At 53.5% G+C, this 2,733-nt stretch carries 2 rRNA genes; both read left to right on the forward strand.

What is annotated here, in order from left to right:
• A 23S ribosomal RNA gene (locus tag E0L16_RS21890) occupies positions 1-2,549 on the forward strand; the annotation flags it as partial.
• 63 nt (positions 2,550-2,612) lie between these two features.
• A 5S ribosomal RNA gene (rrf, locus tag E0L16_RS21895) occupies positions 2,613-2,728 on the forward strand.
• Positions 2,729-2,733 lie beyond the last annotated feature (5 nt).

The raw sequence follows: 2,733 nt of genomic DNA on the forward strand, positions 1-2,733 counted from the left end.
TGTGAACTCGAAGAGTAGGGCGGGACACGTGGTATCCTGTCTGAATATGGGGGGACCATCCTCCAAGGCTAAATACTCCTGACTGACCGATAGTGAACCAGTACCGTGAGGGAAAGGCGAAAAGAACCCCGGCGAGGGGAGTGAAAAAGAACCTGAAACCGTGTACGTACAAGCAGTGGGAGCCTCTTTTATGGGGTGACTGCGTACCTTTTGTATAATGGGTCAGCGACTTATATTCTGTAGCAAGGTTAACCGTATAGGGGAGCCGAAGGGAAACCGAGTCTTAACTGGGCGTTAAGTTGCAGGGTATAGACCCGAAACCCGGTGATCTAGCCATGGGCAGGTTGAAGGTTGGGTAACACTAACTGGAGGACCGAACCGACTAATGTTGAAAAATTAGCGGATGACCTGTGGCTGGGGGTGAAAGGCCAATCAAACCGGGAGATAGCTGGTTCTCCCCGAAAGCTATTTAGGTAGCGCCTCGTGAACTCATCTTCGGGGGTAGAGCACTGTTTCGGCTAGGGGGCCATCCCGGCTTACCAACCCGATGCAAACTACGAATACCGAAGAATGTTATCACGGGAGACACACGGCGGGTGCTAACGTCCGTCGTGAAGAGGGAAACAACCCAGACCGCCAGCTAAGGTCCCAAAGTCATGGTTAAGTGGGAAACGATGTGGGAAGGCACAGACAGCCAGGATGTTGGCTTAGAAGCAGCCATCATTTAAAGAAAGCGTAATAGCTCACTGGTCGAGTCGGCCTGCGCGGAAGATGTAACGGGGCTAAACCATGCACCGAAGCTGCGGCAGCGACACTATGTGTTGTTGGGTAGGGGAGCGTTCTGTAAGCCGTTGAAGGTGGCCTGTGAGGGTTGCTGGAGGTATCAGAAGTGCGAATGCTGACATAAGTAACGATAAAGCGGGTGAAAAGCCCGCTCGCCGGAAGACCAAGGGTTCCTGTCCAACGTTAATCGGGGCAGGGTGAGTCGACCCCTAAGGCGAGGCCGAAAGGCGTAGTCGATGGGAAACAGGTTAATATTCCTGTACTTGGTGTTACTGCGAAGGGGGGACGGAGAAGGCTATGTCAGCCGGGCGACGGTTGTCCCGGTTTAAGCATGTAGGCGGAGGTTCCAGGTAAATCCGGTACCTTTTAACGCTGAGGTGTGATGACGAGGCACTACGGTGCTGAAGTGATAAATGCCCTGCTTCCAGGAAAAGCCTCTAAGCATCAGGTAACACGAAATCGTACCCCAAACCGACACAGGTGGTCAGGTAGAGAATACCAAGGCGCTTGAGAGAACTCGGGTGAAGGAACTAGGCAAAATGGTGCCGTAACTTCGGGAGAAGGCACGCTGATATGTAGGTGAAGTCCCTGCGGACGGAGCTGAAATCAGTCGAAGATACCAGCTGGCTGCAACTGTTTATTAAAAACACAGCACTGTGCAAACACGAAAGTGGACGTATACGGTGTGACGCCTGCCCGGTGCCGGAAGGTTAATTGATGGGGTTAGCGGCAACGCGAAGCTCTTGATCGAAGCCCCGGTAAACGGCGGCCGTAACTATAACGGTCCTAAGGTAGCGAAATTCCTTGTCGGGTAAGTTCCGACCTGCACGAATGGCGTAATGATGGCCAGGCTGTCTCCACCCGAGACTCAGTGAAATTGAACTCGCTGTGAAGATGCAGTGTACCCGCGGCAAGACGGAAAGACCCCGTGAACCTTTACTATAGCTTGACACTGAACACTGGTCCTTGATGTGTAGGATAGGTGGGAGGCTTTGAAGCGTGGACGCCAGTCTGCGTGGAGCCGACCTTGAAATACCACCCTTTAATGGCTGGTGTTCTAACGTAGACCCGTTACCCGGGTTGCGGACAGTGTCTGGTGGGTAGTTTGACTGGGGCGGTCTCCTCCCAAAGAGTAACGGAGGAGCACGAAGGTTGGCTAATCCTGGTCGGACATCAGGAGGTTAGTGCAATGGCATAAGCCAGCTTGACTGCGAGCGTGACGGCGCGAGCAGGTGCGAAAGCAGGTCATAGTGATCCGGTGGTTCTGAATGGAAGGGCCATCGCTCAACGGATAAAAGGTACTCCGGGGATAACAGGCTGATACCGCCCAAGAGTTCATATCGACGGCGGTGTTTGGCACCTCGATGTCGGCTCATCACATCCTGGGGCTGAAGTAGGTCCCAAGGGTATGGCTGTTCGCCATTTAAAGTGGTACGCGAGCTGGGTTTAGAACGTCGTGAGACAGTTCGGTCCCTATCTGCCGTGGGCGCTGGAGAATTGAGGGGGGCTGCTCCTAGTACGAGAGGACCGGAGTGGACGCATCACTGGTGTTCGGGTTGTCATGCCAATGGCACTGCCCGGTAGCTAAATGCGGAAGAGATAAGTGCTGAAAGCATCTAAGCACGAAACTTGCCCCGAGATGAGTTCTCCCTGAGACTTTAAGTCTCCTGAAGGAACGTTGAAGACGACGACGTTGATAGGTCGGGTGTGTAAGCGCAGCGATGCGTTGAGCTAACCGATACTAATGAACCGTGAGGCTTAACCTTACAACGCCGAAGATGTTTTGGCGAAGAGACAGATTTTCAGCCTGATACAGATAACAGAATTTGCCTGGCGGCTTTAGCGCGGTGGTCCCACCTGACCCCATGCCGAACTCAGAAGTGAAACGCCGTAGCGCCGATGGTAGTGTGGGGTCTCCCCATGTGAGAGTAGGGAACTGCCAGGCATCAA

This window comes from Enterobacter quasihormaechei (assembly GCF_004331385.1).
Taxonomy (GTDB): domain Bacteria; phylum Pseudomonadota; class Gammaproteobacteria; order Enterobacterales; family Enterobacteriaceae; genus Enterobacter; species Enterobacter quasihormaechei.